This window comes from Rhodococcus jostii RHA1, assembly GCF_000014565.1.
GTDB classification, from domain to species: domain Bacteria; phylum Actinomycetota; class Actinomycetes; order Mycobacteriales; family Mycobacteriaceae; genus Rhodococcus_F; species Rhodococcus_F jostii_A.
Window position 1 is genome coordinate 1,767,837 of sequence record NC_008268.1, and the last position, 19,779, is coordinate 1,787,615.

The 19,779-nt window shown below is 66.9% G+C and carries 10 protein-coding genes; 1 reads left to right on the plus strand and 9 read right to left on the minus strand.

The genetic code is table 11. The features are described 5' to 3' along the window. Positions 1–30: 30 nt before the first annotated feature. Entirely contained in the window at positions 31–1,707 is a 1,677-nt protein-coding gene (locus RHA1_RS08145; RefSeq protein ID WP_148228376.1) for a hypothetical protein, read from the minus strand. Positions 1,708–1,873: 166 nt separating this feature from the next. Between RHA1_RS08145 and RHA1_RS08150 the strand changes: the two genes are divergently transcribed. Beyond that, positions 1,874–2,449 (plus strand): TerD family protein, encoded by a 576-nt coding sequence (locus tag RHA1_RS08150; RefSeq protein WP_011594621.1) that lies wholly within the window; start codon positions 1,874–1,876, stop codon positions 2,447–2,449. Positions 2,450–2,595: 146 nt separating this feature from the next. On the opposite strand, the gene RHA1_RS08155 is transcribed toward RHA1_RS08150, so the two are convergent. From RHA1_RS08155 to RHA1_RS08190, 8 genes are read right to left on the minus strand one after another with little or no spacing between them, the layout of a single operon-like run. Next, on the minus strand, positions 2,596–4,560 hold the full coding sequence (locus tag RHA1_RS08155) for a GmrSD restriction endonuclease domain-containing protein (protein WP_011594622.1): 1,965 nt from the start codon (positions 4,558–4,560) through the stop codon (positions 2,596–2,598). Between the two features lie 40 nt (positions 4,561–4,600). Next, positions 4,601–6,514 carry a GIY-YIG nuclease family protein gene (locus RHA1_RS08160; RefSeq protein ID WP_041811247.1) on the minus strand — a complete coding sequence of 638 codons (1,914 nt, stop codon included), beginning with the start codon at positions 6,512–6,514 and terminating at the stop codon, positions 4,601–4,603. 2 nt (positions 6,515–6,516) lie between these two features. Further along, positions 6,517–7,686 (minus strand): TRAFAC clade GTPase domain-containing protein, encoded by a 1,170-nt coding sequence (locus RHA1_RS08165; protein WP_011594624.1) that lies wholly within the window; start codon positions 7,684–7,686, stop codon positions 6,517–6,519. Next, entirely contained in the window at positions 7,683–8,705 is a 1,023-nt protein-coding gene (locus RHA1_RS08170) for a hypothetical protein (protein WP_011594625.1), read from the minus strand. Before RHA1_RS08170 ends, RHA1_RS08165 begins: the two co-directional genes overlap by 4 nt. A gap of 28 nt (positions 8,706–8,733) precedes the next feature. After that, positions 8,734–11,475 carry a GAP1-N2 domain-containing protein gene (locus RHA1_RS08175; RefSeq protein WP_011594626.1) on the minus strand — a complete coding sequence of 914 codons (2,742 nt, stop codon included), beginning with the start codon at positions 11,473–11,475 and terminating at the stop codon, positions 8,734–8,736. Continuing rightward, the gene (locus RHA1_RS08180) at positions 11,472–13,469 is read right to left on the minus strand and encodes a SaeA-related protein (protein WP_011594627.1); all 1,998 of its coding nucleotides are present in this window, start codon (positions 13,467–13,469) and stop codon (positions 11,472–11,474) included. Before RHA1_RS08180 ends, RHA1_RS08175 begins: the two co-directional genes overlap by 4 nt. Positions 13,470–13,483: 14 nt before the next feature. After that, complete coding sequence (locus RHA1_RS08185; protein WP_050787263.1) at positions 13,484–16,189, minus strand: hypothetical protein; 2,706 nt, start codon at positions 16,187–16,189, stop codon at positions 13,484–13,486. A 1-nt stretch (position 16,190) separates the two neighbouring features. Then, positions 16,191–19,766 (minus strand): tubulin-like doman-containing protein, encoded by a 3,576-nt coding sequence (locus RHA1_RS08190; RefSeq protein ID WP_011594629.1) that lies wholly within the window; start codon positions 19,764–19,766, stop codon positions 16,191–16,193. Between the last annotated feature and the right edge of the window lie 13 nt (positions 19,767–19,779).

The following is a 19,779-nucleotide window of genomic DNA, read 5'->3' on the forward strand; positions in this document are numbered from 1 at the left end:
GCGGTATCCGCTACGTGAATGACACGAGTCCTACCGTGGAAGTCCTAGAAGGTCCCAGCGATTCCTTCCGTGCGCCACCCGATCGAGTTCGATCGCGTGATGTCCTTTCCGCTCGCGACGAGGATCGCGTGCAACCCATGCATCGGTCGCTCGCCTGATGCCGTCTGCTACGTCTTCCGCGGCGAGAATGTAGATCGACTTGGACGCATTCGACAGATCGACGAATGCCCAGAACTCCGTGCCGGTGTCGTCGTTCGCCAGGCTTTCGTCGCTCTTCTGCGCCTGCCAGGTGCCCGCGGTGCGTGTCTTGACTCTGACGATCAGGGGCGAAGCACCCGGGCGAATGATCCGCACAGCTGTACGTCTTGACGTCGTCACGCGTTCGCCATGCGCGCCCTTCGCCCGGACGGCCTTCAGGAACCAGTCGATGCCCAAGTCCGCGGTGCCGGTCTGCTTCGATGAGCCTGATTGCCTAACACCTGGAAAGGCAGTATGGACGTGTCCGACCGGTGCGCACTCGGCCGGCGTCTCACCCTGACGCTTCGAGCCGAGTGGACGCCCCGACCTGTCGTGGAGAATCCACAGCTCCCAACCATCAGGGTCGCCTGCCTCGCCGGGATCGTGCCGATTGATCACCGCGGCCGCGGCCGACGACGGATCCGGAAAGCGGCGCCCCTTCAGCTCGCCCTTGGTGATGTTGGTTTCTCCTGACGTCGGGTCGCACACTGCGAGCGTGCGAAATCCCGCGCAGTCGAGGTACACCCGCCATCGACGTCCGACCGCGGCGGATCCGACAGGCTCCTGCACCGCTGGGGACGCGGGAGCAGTCGGCACCGGTGTCGCATTCGAGACCGGCTTTGGCGCCGGTTTCACGTTTCGGGGCGGTGCGGCGCCCGGGGCCCGCAGCGGCACGGGCGTGACAAGCGGCTTCGGGCTCGCCAGTGGTGATGCCTTCACAGCAGGCGGTGGCGTCTCGGGCACTTCTGGAGCAACGATCTCCCAGAGCTGCGCCAGGCGCATCGTAGACAGGGCAGCTAACGGCGTGCCCGCAACTGCAGCGGCCAGCTGTTTGGTGCCTGCGTCTCCTCCGAGAGTCGAGGCCAGCCGTGCGAGTTCGCGGAGTCCCATTTCGCGATCTTCCTCGGGCACCGAGATGTGGCCGCCTGCTACGAACCAGCCGTCGCACACCCAGCCCCACGTCATTCGCGCATCGTCGTCGAGTGTGTCCAGCTCGTCAGCGAGTCGGCTGAACGCCTCGCCGTGCAGCTGGGACTCGTCCAGCAGGCCGGCCTTCATGATGATCTCGTCGACCGACGCCAGCCCTTCAAGCGCATCGAGCGCATTCAGGAACTTGTCAGCCGAGTCCTGCGGTGACTCCTCCGCATGAACGACGACCTCGCAGTATTGCGACAGGCTCTTGGTGAGTTCGAGAATGGCGGGGGTGACCGAAGAGTCGAACAGAACGACGTCGGGGTGCGTGACGAATCCGTCTTCGGGAGTCTCAGCACCCTGGACGAGTATGTGAACGAATCCCGGCCCGTCCTCCGACCCTGGAACGAAGCTGCACCTCTCCACGGCAGACAGCAGCGCTCGTCGTGAATGAGTGGAAAACGGAAAGTCTGTGCCGGCAGACAGTCCCTCCCTAGTAATCCACACGTAGGGATGGTCGACAAGGATCTGGCCGTTGATGCCGTCGTACCGTTCCACCGCGTCTCTCCTGCTCAAGCTATGAGTCGTCACGCTCACACGGATAGTCGGACCGATCGCGCGGTGCGTTACCGGTCGCGTCATCAGTGCTGTGGCTATTGTGAGGGCGAACAGCGAAAACCGGGACGCCGATCTGGTCGTCGTCCGCAGTCTCGAAAGGACCACCATGGGCGTCACTCTGGCCAAAGGCGGCAATGTTTCCCTGTCGAAGGCGGCACCGAACCTGACAACGGTGTCGGTCGGACTCGGCTGGGATGCACGCAGCACAACCGGCGCACCCTTCGACCTAGACGCGAGCGCCCTTGCCACCGGTCAAGACCGCAAGGTGCTCTCCGACCTGCACTTCGTGTTCTACAACAACCTCCGCTCCCCCGACGGTTCGATCGAGCACACTGGCGACAACCTCACCGGCGAGGGAGATGGCGATGACGAATCGATCAACGTCGACCTGTCCGCCGTTCCGCCGAACGTCACAAACATTTTCTTCCCGGTCTCCATCCACGACGCCGACACCCGCGGCCAGTCCTTCGGGCAGGTCACCAACGCCTTCATCCGCGTCGTCGACAGCACCACCGGAATAGAACTTGCGCGCTACGACCTCACCGAAGATGCGTCCAGCGAAACCGCCATGCTCTTCGGCGAGGTCTACCGCCACAACGGGGAATGGAAGTTCCGCGCAATCGGGCAGGGCTACGCCTCCGGACTCGCCGGCATCGCACGCGACTACGGCGTTAATATCTGAGGCTCCGAGGAGCGCCAAGGTTCATCGCGCCCGAACGGCCCCAGCGAGAAGGTGAAACAACTCGGCACCTGACTCGCTGGGGCGTTATGGCCCGAGCACATTCGGGCCGATGCGAATCTCGTATCTTGCCAACCGGGCAATATCGCTCAGCTGGTAGACAGAGTCAGCCGGGCCTCTTCGCCATTGCTAAGCGCCTCGTCGTCGTCCTGCCCGAACTCGGCTTCGAATTCTGCGTCGAGGTCAGCGCGTGAAATATCGTCACTGACTACATCATCAACAGGTATCGACTTACCCGTCGCTTCCTCGATGAGGGATACGAGCTGCCGCTGCCGATCAGACATGAAGGCTTCGAAATCGTCTGACCGAAGCAGGTTCGGATTGATCAGGTGGCTCGAGAGATACCCATCCAGGGTCTCGGCGGCGATGACCGGCGCGTTCCCCTTGCCTCGTTCGAGACCTGCCAGGTAAAGCGACGGAGCCTCGCCGCCAATGATTCTGTTGGTCCTGAAAGACAGCGGGGTCTTGTTGATGATCGAGTCATAGACGGAACGCTGGATCCCGTTCGTTTCACACCACTTCTTTGGGAAAATGTGGTGGATGTCCACGTTCTCGCCGAAGAACACCGTGTGGTCGAACTCCTGACCTGATCGGAAGTCCTTCGCGCCCTTCAACATCAGCAGAGCATTCACTCCCTTGTACGCCGCAGACAAGCGCATCCTCATCGTCTTCAGTCGCTCCGCGCGGAACGATGCATCGAGCACTGTCGTCGGCTCCGGACCTCCGCGCATCCACTCAGGAACCTCAATAAAGTCCTTGGCAATTCGGTTCTCCGTCGTGGAGCCGTACAGCTCGCCAAACACGCCGTTCCAATACCAATTGACAAGCTTCGCGTGGTTTGTGACATGGTCGACGTCATCGCCGATGTCCGCCAAAATCGCCGCGAGGGGGATTATCTGGGTCTGGTACGGAAGGTCGAAGATGCGATATATGTGGAGCCGATGAAGGAACTTCGCGGCCGCGACGAATCCCTGTTCGACCTGGTCTTGGTACTTCACGTACGCAGAGAGCGGCAAATTGAGAAGCGCTTGACGATTACCGATCACCTGCGGCAGCTCCTTGCCAGTCTTCCCCGCAGCAGCGGCATCTCGGCGCTTTTCACGAGTGTGAAAAAGCGAGATGACATGCAAGAAGTCAGTGTTTGACACTTCCGCAAGAATTCCCGATTTCGCGTCCGCGAGGCGGTGCGTCCGCGCCAAGCGTGCCTGCCGGCCTACCCTCGTCCCTTCACCGAACCAGTCCTTGCGAAGTTCGTAGCCCTCGGCGGCGTACATGGCAGTAATCAACTCGAAGGCGTCAAGAGCCTTACCTCCGGTATTCACCTTCTCGAACACAACGCAGACGGCTTCCTTCGAAGTGTCCTTGTCGAGGGCGATCACCGGGACGTGGTAACTGGTGAAGTTCTCGACTATCTGCTCCTGGAATGTGTTCAGAAGTGTCCATTTCTCCTGAAAGCTGCTCGGGTCGGATGCCATGAAGTGACTGACGCACTCCTTCTGCCACTCAGGGAAGTCGAACACCATCGACACCGGGAACATCAAATTCTCGAACTCGCCCATCCTGGTCGAAAGGTCGAGCTCCGTCTTCCGTCCGAAATCGCTCCTGATAACCCGGTCTTCGGGAACACCGAAGATCGCGTCCTCTCTATCGACCAACGGATCGAGAGCCTTCTCGATGTCGATGTAAAACCAGCGCTTCACCGGGCGCTTCTTGGGTGTCACGGTCTCGACCACCTGCTTGCGCAGCGTCACTTGGTACAACGACGTCATCCGCTGCTGACCATCGAGAAGGAGTGCCGACGGAGGCTGCTCCGCCGCTACACGTGGTGCCCCTTCCACGGGCCTCGGCTTGAACTCGACGCCCCCGCCCGTCTCCAAGGTCATGAGTGCACCGACCGGGAACGCCCTGGACACCGAGGCTATGAGACTGCGAATCCGCTCCTCGTCCCAGACCCAGCTCCGCTGAAAGTCGGGCAGCTGAAGCTTGCCCTTCTCACAGTCCGTCAGCAGCTCCCCCAGGAGGATGGGATTGGTCTTGAACATAGCTTTCGCCACGGTGACACCTCAATCTTCTGGCAACGAAATGGTATGGACCCTAGTGGGTTAATGCTGAGCTCACTGCCGTCGACGGTACATACCGAAACGCGGCCTCCGTGAGCTGCGGTGAGTGCACCTTGCGCTGCATGCATGGCCCCTTACGCATGATGTGCAGTGCAGTGGTCGCGGCGGCCCTCGTAACGGCCACGTCGTCTAGGAGTCGTTCGAGATCGTCCAAACTGTATGCGTACAGAAAACTCTGGCCTGGGCCGGACTCCTCGTACTCCGCAGGGACGATTCGAATGGTGGGGTGTCGACGCGAGAACGCAAGCTCCGAATACTCCGTCGGGAACAGCTCGGCATCATTAACTTGGACCTTCCCCCCGGGGCTAGCACTGCCGCCGTCATAGAACAGCGTCAAGGTCTCGGTCATTGCGATGGTGATGCACGACAGTCGGCCCCGTTTCCAACCAGGCTTCGTCAAGCAGCTCAACGCCCACGACTGATACTCGGTCCGCGCCGGGTACGGCACGCACCGCGCAAGGTACTGACCAATAATTCGAGTAATTTGATCTGCGTCGGGCAGAGTGACGAATTGCCGGAAGTTGACAGTGGAGCTGGCGAGGCGCTCCTCGGAATACGCGCGTCGCCCAGCTAAATCTGAAGCATTCGTGCTATCCGGCGCGCTCAGCCATTTCTCCTGCTCGACAGGTGAAACGATCCTATCGAGATGCTTACTTGCTCCGATCATAGTCGCCATCTCGTTGATGTTGCGAGCAAGTAGACCAACGTTCTGCGCTGCGTGGATAAAGATCCGCTCTTGAATCCGAAGGTGACGCTTCACATCCGGAACTCGGCGTGGAATATCATCCGAACGTATCCGAACCCCCTGTAAATCGGAATACCGCGCGCGGTGCTGGTCAAGACGTACAGGCAGATTGACCGACTCTCCCACGTAGCACTGCCCGTCCGAGAACTCGAGCACGTAGTATCCCTCAGTTCCGTGGTGACGATCCTTCAGATAGCGCGCAACCGCCGCCCGTGTGGGCGACAGCCGTTCAGAAAAGCCGCTCACGCCCGCCCAATCGGCAATCATCTCCAGCCGGGCGCCGACGACGTCGCTCGAAGGCGAGTCTTCCGCCTTCAGCGGAGTGACCGGGAGACTCGATGTGGGAATACTCGCACCTTCTGAATGCCACCTTGTGGCCATAACAGTGGAGTCCAGCACTGAGTCTGGGGCACCCAAAGCCATCACCCACACGAACTCGTCGAGATCTCCGCAAGCAATACGCCCAGAAGCACCGGCAAACCCTGCCGCTTCGGAATTGAGCACCCACCCGTCGTTGTGGAGAAGCCAGGAACTGTTGATTGCTCCAGGCACAAGAGGGTTCTCCCCTTCCGCTGGCGCGACGAGAAGCCGCTCGTCGATCTGTCGGGGCAAACGACCAGCGATTCGTACCTCGGGGAGACCATCAGTGACTGCGTGGGTGACTGACATTTCCCACCCCATCGCAAGGCCCCAGACGTAGAGACCGCATGGCTCCTGCAGCTGATCACAAAGCCTGTCGAGTAGCGCATCATCCCCGGCGCCAGCACTTAGATCGACGAACATCGGGTCCGTCGTGTGTGAAGGAACCAAATATGCTGGTACACATCTCAAGACGTCCGAAAGAAGTGTGTCGACATCCTTAGGCTCGACAGCCCCCTCCTCCGACACCGAGCCAGTCGACTGACTGTCGATTCGCCACTGGCTTCCCTCGAATACCGCAGCCATCTGCACGGCATCCAACCCTGGTGACGGTGCCACTGCCCGGATTCGGAGGGCAAGTTGGCCGCGAACCCACTGTAAGCTCGCTTGCGACGACCACCCTGCGCAGGGGGCAACAGCAGCCAGATCGCCGAGCTCGTCCGAACCTTCGTTCAACAGAAGCGCGATTTCCACGAAATTCTCCTCGCCGTTATCGGACGCCATCACTACACCCACACCCCCCGCTGCGCGAGGATCCAGCGCACGGGGTCGAGGCACCGGAAGGGTGAGATCCCGCTGTCGTGGAGTCGATCTCCGACGGGTGATTCGCCGAGCGCCGAGACGGCGAAGAATCGGCTCGGCAGGGCGTTGCCGGTGGCCGGCTGATCCACCGACATCACCATGGACCGTGCTTCGAGCTTGTCGAGAAGGCTGCGCACCTCGTCGTGCAGCAGCTGACCGTCGACCTCGTGATACGGCGCGCGCTGGAGGCTGGGGTCACGCAGGAAGGCCGCGCCCCGCTGGGACATGATCTCGCTCCAGTCGCCGCCCTCCACCCGCTCGAGTGCTTGCAGCGCATCGAACTTCGACAGCACCACGGCCAGGTTCGGGGTCCCGGCCCCGATGATCGACAACACCGTCCGCAGCACTGACCGCGGGTCGCCACCCACCCGCTCCTGCGCCGGCACCAGGTCGTGCAGCTGCTGCCGCACCGATTCGACCTTCAGCGGATCGAACATGAACACCACACCGTCGGCCTGCGCGAAGAACTGCATGTGCGTCACATCCACGTTGCCCGGGTTCTCGAGGTCCTCCCCCGCCACATCCCGGATCACGAGGTACTGTCGGGTGTCGTCCCGCAGGCCGGGGCCGAGGCTGAAGATCAGCGGCTCACGCTGATACGGGTTGCCGGTGTGCGAGGCCGGTGTCGACTCGAGAATGCCCCGCTCCTCGAACAGCGGCCGCTCGTAGTGCTCACGGAAGTTCACCTCGGTCTCACCGGTGGCAGGCTCCACCACCCGGTTCAGCCGCTCCCCCAGCAACTGCAGGGTCTTCACCAGAGCCGCGATATAGACGGTCTTTCCGGTGGCCCGGGCGCCGGCCATCGCGATGCAGGCAGCCCGGCCATCACGCCAGCCGACGGGCAGCCGGAAGTGGCACTGCGGGCACACCTCCACAGCGGGACCGCCGGCCTTCCCCGTCGCGTAGTCGTCCTCGGGGGCCCAGTCGTCGGCTGCGTCGGCAGGACGCTGGAGTTCGATGATCTTCCCGGACCGGACGGGGCTGCCGTGATAGCGGGTCGCGACGTCGTCGACCTCGACGTCGGTCGGAGCGACAGCCGTCCACGCAAATCGGTCGCCGTTCAGGGCCGTGAAACACCGGGGGCATTTCGTCATCGTCGTACGCCTTCCGAAAACAAGCTCGTTGACACATCGGCCAGAAGCGAGGTCACCACTGCAGAGAGACTCGACAGCTCGGGCTGCGAGCCGGACACGGCAGTCGACGGCACAACGGTGACGCCGGGCCCGCCGTCGACCGTGTCGCCTACGAGCACGAGATGACGGATCACCGCGTCGGTGCACTCACCCGACCAGTCGGCGGGCACCGCATCGGTCACCGTGAACGCCAGGGTGCGGGTGTCGCGCTCACCCCGGTCGACGGCCGCCGAACGGAAGCCCATCCCCAGCGCGGCCGAGTCGAGCTCCGCCTGAACCTGATTCGCGACGTCCCGCAGCTCGGTGACGGGCAGGGTGGTCACCGAATGGCCGATCAGATGGACCGCCAGCTCTTCGCGGGCACCCACCACCGCCGCAACCCCGGCGAGGACGTCGATCACCGTGCGGATGCTGCCGTCGTCGATTCGCGCCAGCATCGACATGGTGGTGTCGACGTCGACCTCCACGTCGAAGCGGCGCGGTTCGGGCAAACGGTCGAGCGCGAGGGCACTGCGCGCGGCCGATCGGGCCCGGGACCCCACGTCGGTGAGGGACACGTCCACGACGGTCCGGCGGGCGGTGATCGCGACCCTCGGCCCCGCCGGGGCGATCGTCGCCAACTCCACCTGGTGCAGCCCCGACACGTCGACGGGGGTCAGCTCGGCGCGCTCGGAATCGAGGTCGCGACTGCTGTCGACGCCGATCGTCACCTGCAGCACCGTCCCGTCCGGGAAGGCCGCGCTCTCGCCGTCCGGCCGGGCCACGACCACGATCTCGGAGTCGACCCGCGGCAGGATCAGCAACCCGACCCGCGGATACAGCGCCGGTTCCGCCGGCCTGCCGTCGGGCAACGTGGCGCGCACCGCGACGGCCGTCGTGACCGCGGCCACGGTGACCGCGAGCGGCCGATTGGGCAGTTCGACGCGGCCCGCACCGTTCAGCACATATCCCGACATCAGTTCGATCCCTTTCCCCTGCATGCGTTGCGCATGCCTACTGTCGTGCCGCTCATCGCCGACCCGACCGTTCGTGAGCGAGCAGCACGAACCCTGATTCGACGTCCTCGAGCCAGCTCGACGCGAACCGCGCATACGCGTCACCGGCCCGGAACCGGTCGCCGACGTCGTGGCGTTCCCGCATCTCGGCGCGCAGCGCGGCAGACACCTCGTAGGCGCCGACAGGACCGCGGTAGTCACCGTCGCCCATGACGATCGACGCGACCTGCTCGAGCAGCGACCGCCGGGCCTGCGCCGGCCCGACCTGGAGTCGGCACAGCAGGTCGTCGCGGCTCAACACCGATTCGATGTGCGGCGCCACCGGCGAGCTGAGGACAGCCGACCGGACCACCCAGTGCTCGTTCAGGGCACCACTTCTCACCAGGTCGACCAGGGCGGTGATCGCGAAATCCGAGTCCGCGTCCACCGCGCGCGCCAGAGCGTCGATGTGTTCGGCGGGCATCGTGGGCATGTAGGTGCCGTTGTGCGGCGGAAAGAACTGGAACCCGGCGACAGCGACCACGGCGAGTCGGACGAGCAGATCCGGCGGAAGCTGCGCGGGGCAGGCGTCTCCGTAGTCCATGAGCACCTGCCAGCCGTGCCGTTCGAGTGCCCGTCGGAGCCTCGGGTCGTCGATATTGTCCCACTGGTCCTGCGCCCGGATGAGCGCCCACGACACCGCGAGTGCGTCGACCGGGTGCGTGTCGCCGGAGACCGACGTGCCGCCGCGATTCGCGTCGATGTGCTTGACGAGCATCTCCACCTCGGGTCCCCACGGCTCGAGCACGAGAACAGGAATCAGGAAGCGGGGCGAGACGTGATCGGGGAATGCGCCGACGAGTTCGCACCACTGCCCGAGGGTCCAGGGGTAGGCGTCGACGAGCGCATCGATGTCGCTCGACGCCCAGCCGCCCGCGCTCGCTTCGTAGAGGGCCCGCCAGAGGGCCAGCGGCGCATAGCCTTCCCATGCCCGCTTGTGATCCTCGGTGCCGCTCTTCACCACCGAGAACACCGCGTCGGCGACGATGGCACACAGCGGTTCGGCGCTGCGTGACGGTGCGGCGGTCAGTTCGTCGGAGGTCGGTACGCGCACCTCGTCGACGAGCCACCGCAACACCTCTGGTGCGAGCCGGGCGCCGAGGGGGCGGCCGGCGAAATCCGGGTGACCGGCGACGGCCGCCTGCAGCAGCCGATACGTGACGGTTCCGACGGCACCGAGCCCGCTGACCAGTGCTGGCCCCGCCGCGTGATCGCACAGGACCGGGACGACGACGCGGTCGAGCAACTGGGCGGCGAGGTCGTGCCCGGAGTCGCCGACGAGGTGTGCGTGCAGGAGCAGATCGAGCCTCTTCACCGCATCGCGCGCGGCGGCAGCGGAGTCGGTTCCCTGACTCTGCAAGAGCGTCGAGAGGGCCTTCGCCGCTTCCCGCTCAAGATCCTCCGAATGCGGCCACGTCTCGAACAGGGCGAACTCGGTCGGACCGGAAGCACGGATCCAATCACGGTCGGCGAGGGCCCGATACGTGAGAACCCGTCCGGCCACATCCCACACCACCGGTGCCGGTTGGCCGTTCTGCTGCCAGTCCGCGACCACTCGCCACGCCTCGCTCATGTTTCCGGGAAGGTGTTCGTCCACCACATGTGCGACGACCGCCAGTTCGTCGGGGAACGATGCCAGCGCGTCCGGCGACTGCGCGAGCACAACAGCCGTGGCCTCAGGCAGGGCGTCGTGCAATTCGGGATTCGCGATCACGGCCATGGCGAGCGGCCAGGCGCCGGCGAGGTCGCGGTCCCCCACCGCGGCGGCCAGGGCGTCCTGATGGTCGAGTGCGCGTCGGGCGCTGTCGGGATCGACGAGCACGGTCTGCGCGAGCACCGACCACGCCGTGACCGGCACGAGTTGCCCCGTCGCGGTCTGGTGCGGTTCGCCGCCCCACTCGCCGACGTCGGGGGTGTCGGTCTCGCCGAGAACGACGCACCCGGCGATACCGTCCACGGCGTCGCCGGGCGGCACACATGCCAGATGCACTCCCCGCGACAAGGTGTCGACGACGGTCGAACTTCGGTCCGCGGTCGACCACCCGAACTTCTGCGCGGCACCGGGCGACATGAAGTGCGAGACCGCACCGATCCACCGGGCCGCGTTCTCCGAGTCGGCGCACCCCAGCACGACGCCCGGGCCGCCGTGCATCGCCTGATCCACCGCGTCGAGGAGAACACCGAGCACACCGACGCGCCACGTTCCGGGATCGAGCAGGAACTCGAGAACGGCTGCACGATCGATGATTCCGCCGGGTGCAGGTGCGTTGTCGGGGAGTTCGGCCGCAGCGACCGCGTCCGCGCCATACGGTGCGAGCCAGTCGTGCGAACCCCACCGCTCGATGGGGCGGACGGACGTGTCCGGGGCACGGTCGACGACGACGTGCGCGAAGACGTTGCCGGGACGCCCCGACGCATCGGCACCGGCGGGCGCCGTGTGCCAGTAACAGCCGCCGGTCTCGGTCGGCGCGTAGACCAGCCGCCGCGGTCGCGCCGCGATGTCGGCCGGTGTCGGGAACTGCGGGAGTGCCTGCACGGAGTCGAACCGTGTCGCGACACCGGCGCGCATGAATTCCTGCTCGGCAGCGCTGACGCCGTCGCTGACGTCCTTGACCTGCCAGCCGCCGCCCGCCCGGCCCCGATCGGGAGCGTCGAACGACGTGTAGGTGAGTTGACCGAACCGCGGCGGTTCGGGTGTCTGCCGCGGTGCGCTCATTCCACCGGTCCGGGCGGAAGGTCGAGCAGGCGAAGCTGATCGACCGGCGGATCGATCAGCGCGAGAGTCCGGTTGGTCTCCGGCCGCACATCGGCGAAGACGCGCAGGAATCCCATCTTGCCGGTCACGTCCGCGGTCCAGGGCTGACCGAATTCCTTGCGCAGACCGCGCGGGTGGAAGCTCCGGGCACCGGCCGTGGTCTGGCCCTCGCCGCGGACCTCGAGGGGCTCGCCGTCGCGGGCGCTGAGCGGGAGCCGCCCGGCGTTGAACACGACGACGAACGGCGGTGCCGTCGGCAGCTCGAGTTCGGACGCGAGCCGGATAACGGCGGTCGCGGCGTTACCGGTCGGTGAGCGCTTGGTCTCCAGCCGGTACTCGATGCGCAGCAGACCCGGGTACTCGACGGTGGCCGGGATCCCGACGATTCGTTCACCCGCCGTGTAGGCGACGGGGACGACGTGGACGGAACATCCCCGCGGCGGCAGCGGTTCGGGCAGATGCAGTCCGCCGTCCCGGTCGTACGTCGAGCGGGAGATCTCGGCCATCGGCCGCTGCTCGATCGCATGCTCGGCGGAAATCTCCGGCGCACTGAGGTATACGGATACCGACGCCGCACCCTCCGGCCACGGGAACGTGAGCACCTGCTCGGAGCAGCGTTCGACGATCCGGACGCCCCGCAGCGGCGGCAGCGGACGCGTCGCGATGAACGTGCGGCCCACCTGAACCTGCCCGTCGAGCGCCGTCACCGGGGTGAAGTACGCGCGCACCCAGCCCCGCGGCCACGACACATCCGTCATCCGGTGCGTGCCGTCCTCGCCCTCGACGGCCGGGTGCACCAGCCGCGCGGAACCGGGCAGTCCACCCGACAATTCGAGAGCGTCCGCGGCGAGCACCGCGCCGTCGAGACCGGCCCGCGGCGCCGACTCCGTGCGATACAGCACCACGGAGCCGATACCGGGCGGGGTCCACTGCAGATCGAACCGCAGGTTGTCGCTGTCCCCGTGGGTGGTGACGTGCAGGTCCTCGACCTCTTCGAGCACCGCCGACACCGCGATCTCGGCCTGCGCGACCGCCGACAGGCGGGTGTGCCCGTCCACCTCCACCTCGCAGATCGCGCGGTAGAGGTAGCGCTGCCCGCGGCGGGCGTCGCGATCGACGAACCCGCCGAGATTCGCCTGGTCCGCGAGGATGCGGTGCCGCTGGTCGTTGTCGACGCGGACGCTGCCGTCCAGCGGGATGCGCAGCACGCGGACGGTGCTGACGGTGGGCCAGGCACTCCACTGGCCGATGACGGCTCCCTCGTCCTCCATCACGACGACATCGGTGACCGGACTGAGGATGTGGCCTTCCGCGATGAGAACGGGTTGCCGTCGGACGGCGTCCCGCTCGTCGCGTCCGACGTGGCACCAGATCTGCAGGTGCCGCACCGCGGCGGCCGGGGGTTCGGTGTCGACGAGGAGTGTGCCCCGGGTGACACCGACGAGCCGGCCCGCCTCCGGCTTGTAGGCGCGATGGTTCTCACCGGATACGACCCGGTAGAGCACGGTCTGCCCCGCCTGCGCCTGCATCGGCTCCCACTCGAGCAGGTGCCCACCGGTGGGCTCGGTGCTGATCGTCACCGCGCCGACGGGGTGATCCGAGTCGGCGTGCAGGAATTCGCAGAAGTCCTCGGTGCGGAACGACACCACGTGCTCGCTGCCCGGTGCGGGTTCGGTGACCGGCGGCGGCGCGGCGGGTGCGGACGCACGGGTGGTCGCCGTGGCCGGGGCGGACGTCAACACGGCGACGACGTCACCGACGAACGGCTTCGCCTGCCGGGGCAGCATCGGTTCGATCTCCTCGGCGGTGCGCCGGTTCGATCGGAGGATCTGCTGCAGATGCGTGTCCTTGACCACACCGGGGCGCAGCCTGCCGCCCTCGATCTGCTGCTGTCGCCACTGCTGTAATGCCGCGAGGGCACCGTCGGACACTGCGGGGGAGGCAACCTCGGTCACGGTTCCACTCGCTTTCAGAAGTTGAGGCCGTCGACGACCGGGACGACGAATGCGGTTCTCACAGCACTGTCGTGGGCGGTCGAGGTCTGCCTGGCCGGACGCAATTCGAACTCGGGGATCTGCCGCATCTCCACCGGATCGGCGCGTCGAACGTGGGTCGCGCGCAGATCTTCGTCCGACAGTCCGTCGGTGTACTGGGTCGTGACGGCCACGAGCCCGCAGCCGACGCGCACGCGGGTCACCGTCTCACCCGACACGGCCGACAGGCCCTTCGTCGACGCCGTGTCACTGAAGATCGACCGGTCGAAGAACGCGACACCATCCGACCTCGTACCGATCCCGGCGACGAACTCGTCGACCCCGACCCGCCTCGGCGCACCACCGTCGAAATACTCGACCGTCTCGAGCAGGCCGTGGGCGAGTTCTTCTCGTGTGCCGGTCAATTCGGCGAGCGCCCGCTGCCACAGCACGGCGGCACCGGTCGCGCGGATCTTGCCCTGATCGAAGCGCAGCGACCACTCGTCGAGCGCCGAACCCGAACCGGCACCGGGCTTCGCGGCCAGCAGTCCCGGGTCCCGGTCGATGTCATGGCCGGCGGTGCCGAGCGCCGTGCCTGCCGAGCCCAGCACCGTGTCCCACGGGTCGGTCAGCCAGCCGACCGTGAACAGGTCGCGGCGAAGGGCCTCGGCCACCCGTTCGACCTGCTCGGGGCTGGGTGTCCCAGATGCGATCGCGGTGTGCCGGGGCAAACCCCAGCCCACGGTCCGGGATGTCGTTCGAGTCTGCTCACTGGCACCGAGCGGCTCGGCGAGGAACGCACCGAGGGCGCGGCTCCACGACAGGAACTGCCGGTAGGCCCCCGTGAGGTGCTCGATCTCCCGCAGTGCGACACGCAGATTGGCCCGATCCGCGGCATCGGCCCGCGCGGCCGCGTCCCGCTCGACCAACAGTCGTTCAAGGAATTGCTGGGTGCGCTGGCACACGATCGCCACCACCGCGGCCCACGCCAGCACACACACGGCGATCGCCGGGCCACCCCACCACCAGGAGATGATCTCGCGCCACGCGAACACTCCGGCGGCGACGGCGAGCAGCAGGAAGAGCACGGTCGCGATACGCACGCGACGGAACATGTGCGCCTGTTGCTCGGCGCACGCCTCGGCGAGGTCCTGACGCTGCTCCGACGTGTCGAGGCGCTCGAGCAGCACCCGGGACTCGTTGACGGTGGCATCGAGGCGGCTCGTCAGGATCGACCCGAACGACACCGCGAAACTGCGCTGCTTCCGGCTCCACCACGCAGCCAGGGCGGAACTCGTCCGGCGGGCGTCGAGACCGATCGTCGGGTCCTGCTCCAGTTCCCGCAGACGATCCCTGGTCTCCGTGACCCCGAGAATGTCTGCCGGCTCGACGGCGTGCAGGCTCAGCGTCGCCGACACCATGCCCGGGATGTCCGTGAACCGATCACCCGGGCCGGGAATGACATCCGCCGCGGTCCGCAGGATGGCCCGATGCGCGCCCACCTGCACCGGCGGCAGGCCCGCGGAACGCTCACTGGCGTCCGACAGCGTGAGGGCGGCGCGGGCGTAGTCGCGCCACAGCGCCGACAGGTCCGGAGTCACCGGCTGCGGGGTGGCACCGGCCGCATCGAGCATCGCACCGATCTGCTTGGACGCCGCCTCGTAGTCGGTCCACGCGACCTTGTGTCCGTCCGCGTCGACGCCGCCCACGACGACGCGATAGGCACCCCGCGTCGAGGATCCGAACAGGGTGGTCTGCGTTGCCGACGCCACCGACGCCGACGCCCGGATGGCCACCCGCGCGACCCACTGGGCCGGCGCATTCCGCAGCACCGCGAACAGGAAGGAGAAGAACATCCGCAGGGCCTGCACGAACCGGATGGTGCGCGGCTCGAGCGCACCCGGTGTGTCCGCGCGTTCACCGCTGAGCAGCGCACTGTGCTTGCGCCACAACGCCCGAGCCATCGTCGACGTCGCCGACGCGACGTCGTCGGCATACAGCACGTTGGTGCCGGAGTCGTGCGGCAGCGGCATCAACCCGCCGAAATCGAGCAGCTCCGAGCGGAGGTCGTGCTCGGCCCGGGCCGTGTCCAGGCGCCGGTAATAGGACCGGACCACCCGCAGCGCGTTGCCGGGGAGCACGGGTTCGTCGTCGAACGGGGCGTGCTGCGCGTCGTTCCACAGACCGGTCACACCCGCGATCACCGGGGCGCCGTGCCGCCCGACGGCGAGGGGATCCGCTGTCGGCGCGAGAGATTCGTGCCCCATGCCCGGTCCACGCGAGTCCTCCGGGGCAATGAGCAGGTTGTGCCAGCCGGCGAGCGCCGTCGCGCCCCCATCCTCGGCCCCGGGTCGGCGCAACAGCAGTCGCAGTCGGCTGGACCGCGCTCCGCCGGAGTTGGACGTGAGCAGCTCGGAGACGAACCGCACCGACTCGGGATCGACCTGGGTGGTGCCGGCCACCAGAACGCAGATCCGTACCCGGTCGATGCGCCGCGAGGCCAGCACGTCCTGCAGGACCACCGCCGTGTCGGTACCCGCGTTGGTCTCCCGCGCGCGCAACCGGGTGCTGTCGGCGACCACCGCGGTGTCGTCGATCCACAGGAACGGCGACACCAGCCCGGCCGCAGACAGATCTCGGAGCACGTCCCGCACACCCTGCGCCGGACCGTCCGCGGCGAGGAACACCGTCAACACGCTCATGTCAGAACTGACCGGCATCGGGGAGGACGAGGGCGTGCGCCATCGCGGTCGGCGCCGCGGCGTGCACCGGAGCGTGGTTCGGCTGCTCCGGTCGCTCCGCGCGCGCCTTGCACTCCTCGATCAGGGCGATCAATTCGCCCGTCGCCCAATACACGTCCGGTGCGATGTCGCGGAAGATCGGTGTCTGCGAGGCGTGTTCGCGCAACCCGACGACCGACAGGGCGCCACCTCCGGGTGCCCCGTCCTGACCGGGCTCCATGTAGTGCTCGCCGACGAGGTCGCGGATCTTGGACAGCCAGGCGACGGCGTTGCCGGCGCGCTCGGCCACGGAAACGTCCGGTCCGGTGTTCTCCACCTGCGACTGCCATCCCGTGACGGGCTCACCCGTCCGCAGCCAGGCGGTCAGCCGTGCCTTCGCGGACACCTCGTGGATGCCGCTGACCGGGTCTTCCGCGGACGAGTCGTAGACCGCCCGCAGCGCCCGGTAGGGCAGCATCGAGTGCATGACCGGCGGCTCGTGCGACTGCGCCATCGCCAGCAGCACCGATTCGAGCACCGCAGGCAGCCAGTCGTTGCTGACCGTGAACCGCGACGGCGGGGTGAGCAGCGGGTTCGGGAAGTCCACCCAGTCACCGATGCCGGCGTCCCACACCCGGACCGGTTCGTCGTACGGGGCCGCGGGCAACCGCACCTGCCCGATCGCCAACCCGAGGAACCAGCCGGCGGTCATCGCGCGCCGTTCGTCGCGGTGCATCGGCAGCGAGGCGGCCAGCGGACGCGACCGGCGCCACCGCCAGAACGACTCCTGCTGCGCCGGGGTCGAATCCGCCCACTGCTTCGCGGCGGGCCCGAGCACGGAGTCGTACGCCAGCGGGGAGTAGTTGGGGTACGAGCCGAAGATGTCGATGCGGGTGAGCCGGTCCTCGTCGGACAGCAGTCGCGCGAACTCCCCCTCCGTCTCGTGATCGATCATCGGGTCCTTCTGCAGCACCTGTGACAGTGTGTCCGCCACCGGCAGGTTGAGGAACGGCACCGACGTGAACTTGTAGCGGTACTCCACCTGCTGTCCCGGGTGCAGCGCCTCGAGCGCCTGCTGGTTGACGCTGGCCAACGGCCGGGCCAGCGAGAGCGCCTCGGTGAACTTGCGCTGCAGTCGTTCCCGCCGCTCCTCGATCGCATACGCGGGCACGGTGTGATCCTCAATGTACTCGCGGAGCGACACCCGGCAGAACCGGTCGAACGATTCGCCGGTGCGTCCGACGAACTTCCGCGCCCGATCGAGCAACTCGACGGGACGGACGTGCACGTCGTAGCGCGCCGAGGACGGCACCAGCGCCTCGCGCGTGTTCGGGTCGATCGGGAACGCCCGCGACCGCCAGGCCGCCGTGCGCTCGACGAGAGAGTGGTCCTCCCCCGGCGCCCGGGTGCCGTCGACCGTCGTCCACAGTCCCGTCACGACGCTCGCGACCGCCTGCTCGACCGCCGCCGCGAACGGCGGCGTCCCGGTCTCGGAGGCCGTGACGGCAAGCGGCAGGTCTCCCCGGTACTGATCCATGAAGTCCGCCGACGGGGTGAGCATCACCTCGTTGTTGGCTTCCGCGAACCGCTTCGGCACCCGATCGGCCTTGTCGGCGGGCCACGCGCCGTACTGGTCCGTCGCCAGCCGGGCCAGCCCGACATCGCTCGCGGGCTTGGTGCGGGCGCGGCGCAGCGCGGTCTGCTCCTCGTTCAACGCGTCGAGCAACGGCTGCAGGACCTCCGGCACCAGAGCCGCGATCACCTCGGCGACCTTGCCGGACAGCGACGCATACAGCTGGCGGTAGACGTTGTCGCGGCAGTCGGCGACGATCCGATCGAGGATCTCCGCGTCACTCTCGATGCTGCCCTTGAGGTTGGTGAGCACCTGCGACACGTCGGCGGTCTGCGCCGTGATGTCCTCGGGCGCCCGGCGAGACAAGTCTTCGGCACCGGTCCGCACCGAATCCTTGCAGTACGTGAGCAGACGGCTGACCAGCGCGGTGGCATACGGGAGACCCAGCTGGGCGATCGACCTGCCGACCGTCCCCTCGATCCGGTCCACCAGACCCTTGTGCCACACGTACGCGTGCGCGACCGCATGCTGTTCGGCCGAACTCGTCAGCGCCTGACGGCGGCGTCCGAGCGCCTGCCGGATCTCCGGAACCCACTGTCCCGCCACCAGACCGGAACCCGACGGAAGGTGCCCGCGCAGTTCGAGTTCCACCGTCTGGCCGGCCATCCGATTGGCATCCGTGGCCGGCAGCACCACGGACGTGAGCCAGGCGCCCACCCCCATCTGCGCGCCTCGCGCGTCGGCATGCGCGATCGGGAATCCCATCGCCGCGAGCAGGCTGTTCCACTGACCGTCGAGAATCGAGTTGACCTGATCCTCGTCGGACACCGGACTACCGGGTGAACGGTGGCCGTCGAGCAGGCGGTCGACGGCGCTGCGAGCCAGCCGCTGCGCGGAGTACTCGGCGTACCGGTCGCGGCCCATGCTCAAGCTGGAGAACCCGTAGGTTCCCCAGGGCAGGTTGTCCCACTGACCGCCCCATCCGATGTTCTCCCGCTGGCCCGGCAGTCCCGCACCGTTGGTGAGGTCGTACTGCACGAACTGACGAGTGGCCGCGCCGCTCATCATCATCCCGGCGAGGCCGCGGGCCAGGCCGCGGTAGATCGCCTTCTGTGAGCCGTCGCCAAACGGTGCGCCCTCCACACCGACCTTGCGGCCCACCGGGAACACCCGCGCGAACGGAACCTTCTCGCCCGCCCCGTGCTGCTGCCCGAGTGCGCGCAGGATCTCCACGTCGTGCTCGCGCGCCGAACCGAGCTGGCTGGCGACGATCTCGCCGAGCATCGCCAGCGCGTTGGCCCGGACACCGGTGGTCGCGCTCTTGCCGAGACCGTCGAAGATGTCCGGGGCCACCATGAACACGCCCATCAGACGCGGGTCGAGTCCCGGAATGAGCGTGAGCAGCCGGCACACGTCGAGGGCCATCGACGCACCGGCGCCGCCGGCCATCGACGACACCACGAGCACGATCGGCGACTCGCCCTGCTCAAAAGAACCGCCGCCGGGCACGTTCAGCGAAGACATCTGGCTGGCCGTCTCGACCGTCGACAGCTGATCCCACGCCCGCTGCAGGGTGTCGCGGATGCCGCCGGCCTTGCTCAGAGTGATCATGCGGCCGAGTGAGCGGTACTGGCCCGCACCCGATCCGATGGGCACCGTCACCGACGACGGGTCACGAGGTGCCCACGTGGCGATCTCGTCGAGGCTCTGCTTCGCGGTGAGCTGGTTGGTCAGCGCATTGTCCAGCACCGCGTACGAATCACCCTGAGGACCGCTACCGAAGTAGAAACCGCCCTGATCGCGGACGTTGTCGAGGCCGTCCGGTCCAGCCTCGGGTGCCGTCGGCACGTCGATGCTGACGAACTGCCACCCGCCGGGGATGCGGTCGATGCCCGCCGCAGCGAGATCCGAGCGGAGCTGATCCATCATGTACGCGAGGGTGACAGCGCCGGAACCACCGCAACCGACTACGAGAAACCGCCTCATTACGGTCCTTTCA

Excerpts from the sequence above, each read along its gene's own strand:
- RHA1_RS08150 (WP_011594621.1), top strand. The coding sequence starts at position 1,874 with ATGGGCGTCACTCTGGCCAAAGGCGGCAATGTTTCCCTGTCGAAGGCG.
- RHA1_RS08160 (WP_041811247.1), bottom strand. The coding sequence starts at position 6,514 with ATGGCGTCCGATAACGGCGAGGAGAATTTCGTGGAAATCGCGCTTCTG.
- RHA1_RS08165 (WP_011594624.1), bottom strand. The coding sequence starts at position 7,686 with ATGACGAAATGCCCCCGGTGTTTCACGGCCCTGAACGGCGACCGATTT.
- RHA1_RS08170 (WP_011594625.1), bottom strand. The coding sequence starts at position 8,705 with ATGCAGGGGAAAGGGATCGAACTGATGTCGGGATATGTGCTGAACGGT.
- RHA1_RS08175 (WP_011594626.1), bottom strand. The coding sequence starts at position 11,475 with ATGAGCGCACCGCGGCAGACACCCGAACCGCCGCGGTTCGGTCAACTC.
- RHA1_RS08185 (WP_050787263.1), bottom strand. The coding sequence starts at position 16,189 with ATGAGCGTGTTGACGGTGTTCCTCGCCGCGGACGGTCCGGCGCAGGGT.
- RHA1_RS08190 (WP_011594629.1), bottom strand. The coding sequence starts at position 19,766 with ATGAGGCGGTTTCTCGTAGTCGGTTGCGGTGGTTCCGGCGCTGTCACC.